The organism is Corallococcus sp. AB049A (genome assembly GCF_003668885.1).
Classification (GTDB): Bacteria; Myxococcota; Myxococcia; order Myxococcales; family Myxococcaceae; genus Corallococcus; species Corallococcus interemptor.
The window spans coordinates 1-2,169 of sequence record NZ_RAWL01000730.1 but is presented as its reverse complement, the minus strand read 5'-3'; the positions used below and the strand labels follow the sequence as shown (position 1 = coordinate 2,169).

Genomic DNA, 2,169 nt, shown 5'->3' with positions numbered 1-2,169 from the left:
CAGCCGGAACAGCGTGGGCACGCTGGGCATCATCTTGCCCCGCTCCAGCCGGCCGTAGACCTCCGACGCGATGCCGACGCGGTCCGCCACGTCCGCCTGCGTGAGGCCCGCCTTCAGCCGCGCGGCCCGGGCCGCCGCCCCCACGCTGACCGCCAGCTTGCGCTCCAACTGCCGCCGCGACAGCGCCGCCGCCGACGCGGGCGCCACACGGGGCTTCTTCCGGACGCGGCCGGAAGCGAGAGGACCTCTGGGGTGGGTTTTCACCACATCAACCTTGCACGTGACGTCCGCTGGGGTGGCCGCAAGGCTCGCGACCCCTCTACCGCCGGAACGGTTCGGAGGGCGTTATAACCCGCCACGTCACCCGGGCCCATTCCTATATGGCAGGTAGTCCCGCAATCCCGTGTCCACCGGATGCGCGCCGTTCACGGGTCCATTAGCCCACATGAAACGACACGCGACGCCTGGGAGGGCTGGGGGATTGTCCGGGTTCAGGGGCCCGGGGTTGCGCCGGGCCGCCGGGGATGCCCTTGCGGCGACGCCGTCAAGGCGCGCCCCGTCCGGCGTAGAGGCAGTCCAGGGCCTCGTCCAGCAGGCACAGGGCGGCGTCGCTCCAGCCGCGCAGCCGCTGCTGGGGCGTGGGGCGGCCCACGTGGGGGATGAGCTGCGCGTCGGCGGCGTCCTCGATGAACTGCGCCTGCTGCTCCGGGTTGAGCTCCGCCCAGCGCCGGTGGCCCACGGCCTTGCGCCAGTCGTAGCCATCCCCCAGGTACTGCGCGGCCAGCGCGCCGCTCAGGTAGCCCGTGCCGCCGTGCTGGTGTTGCCAGACGTGGGTGAGCTCGTGCACCAGCAGCCGGAAGCCCACCGCGCCGTAGCCGGGGGGGATGAAGAGGACGTCGCCATGGGCGAACGCGCGGCCCGGCAGGCCCAGGAGGCCCAGGGCGCCTTCCTTCACGCGCACGCAGCGGTAGTCCAGGCTGTCGCCGAAGATGGGACGCAGCCGGTCCACCTCCGCGTCCGTCAGCTGGCGGCCCACGGGCTCCAGGCCCGTCACCACCTGCACGGCGGACAGCACGCGCCCGCCCAGCATCAGCACCAGGTCCACCGGCACCTGCGCCACGCGGAACAGGCAGCGCTTGAGCTGGGGCAGCCCGTCCTGTGAGCGCCCCGTCGCGCAGCGGGCCACGCCGCTGGCCAGCAGCGCCAGCGCCAGGTACGCGCTGCGCGCGGCGCCCGCGGACGCCCCGGCGATGCCGGTGAGCAACCCGTGGCCCGCGTCCGCCACCCGCGCCGTCAACGGCGCCAGGCGGGGAGCGTCACGGCGGGTGTCATGGACAGCTTGCGGATTGAGCGAGGTGGGAGACCCCAAGGACCCTCTCCAGGAGCGAGCGCAGCTGACCGGAGCGCCAGGGCCGGCCAATCGCGAAGTGGGTGTCACAGGCCGTCGGGAAGGTGGCGCTCGCTTCGGGACGGAAGCCGGAGGACAGGAGGATGCGGGGGCCATGGAAGCCCCGGTCCACCAGCCGGCAGAGGAAGTCGCTCACGACGCGGCGATCCGCGTCCAGGTCCAGCACCAGCCCGTCCACCGCCACGCCCACGTCCAGCCGCCGGTCCGCCGACGTCGCCCCCAGCGCCGTCACCAGCCGGTAGCGCAGGCCCACCTCCCGGGCCACCGCCAGCCGGACCTCGGGGGCCTCGGAGACGACCAGCAGCACCGGCGGCGTCACCCCGGTCCGGGGCACCGCGACCGGCACCGCCGCCCCGCGCCGCGCACCCGGGACCGCGGGCGCCGTGGGGCGGCTGAAAGCGAATTCCGGGACAAGGAGGGAAGACGATGCGGTGGACACGTCCTCCACAATAAGCAGCAAGAACGGAAATATCAAGCTTGGCTTGAATCACCGCCAGAGCCGGGAGCTCCTACCAGGGTGAGGGATGCGATCTCCGGGGCGGGGCCCAGGCGCATGGGGGGGCCCCAGTAGCCGGTGCCGCGGTGCGTATAGACCCGGGTTCCGGCGACGGTGGCCAGGCCCTGGACGACGGGCTGCTGGAGCTTCACGAAGAACATGAAGGGGAAGATCTGCCCGCCGTGGGTGTGGCCGGACAGCTGGAGGTCCACGCGAAGGCCCTGCAGGGACAGGGCGGTGCGGGGCTGGTGGGCCAGCAGCAGGC

3 protein-coding genes and 1 pseudogene are annotated in these 2,169 nt (G+C 73.2%); all 4 read right to left on the bottom strand.

Features of this window, described 5'->3' with window-relative positions:
* Window positions 1-207, bottom strand: a 207-nt coding sequence (locus tag D7X55_RS38790) for a helix-turn-helix transcriptional regulator (RefSeq protein WP_233610342.1), incomplete at its 3' end; no start/stop codon positions are given.
* A 337-nt stretch (window positions 208-544) separates the two neighbouring features.
* The gene (locus D7X55_RS38785) at window positions 545-1,369 is read right to left on the bottom strand and encodes a DUF4157 domain-containing protein (protein WP_233610341.1); all 825 of its coding nucleotides are present in this window, start codon (window positions 1,367-1,369) and stop codon (window positions 545-547) included.
* Complete coding sequence (locus D7X55_RS43760) at window positions 1,329-1,742, bottom strand: hypothetical protein (protein ID WP_158626490.1); 414 nt, start codon at window positions 1,740-1,742, stop codon at window positions 1,329-1,331. The genes D7X55_RS38785 and D7X55_RS43760 overlap by 41 nt, the downstream gene beginning before the upstream one ends.
* Before the next feature lie 137 nt (window positions 1,743-1,879).
* Window positions 1,880-2,169 (bottom strand): annotated as a pseudogene (locus D7X55_RS38775) (metallophosphoesterase); the annotation flags it as partial.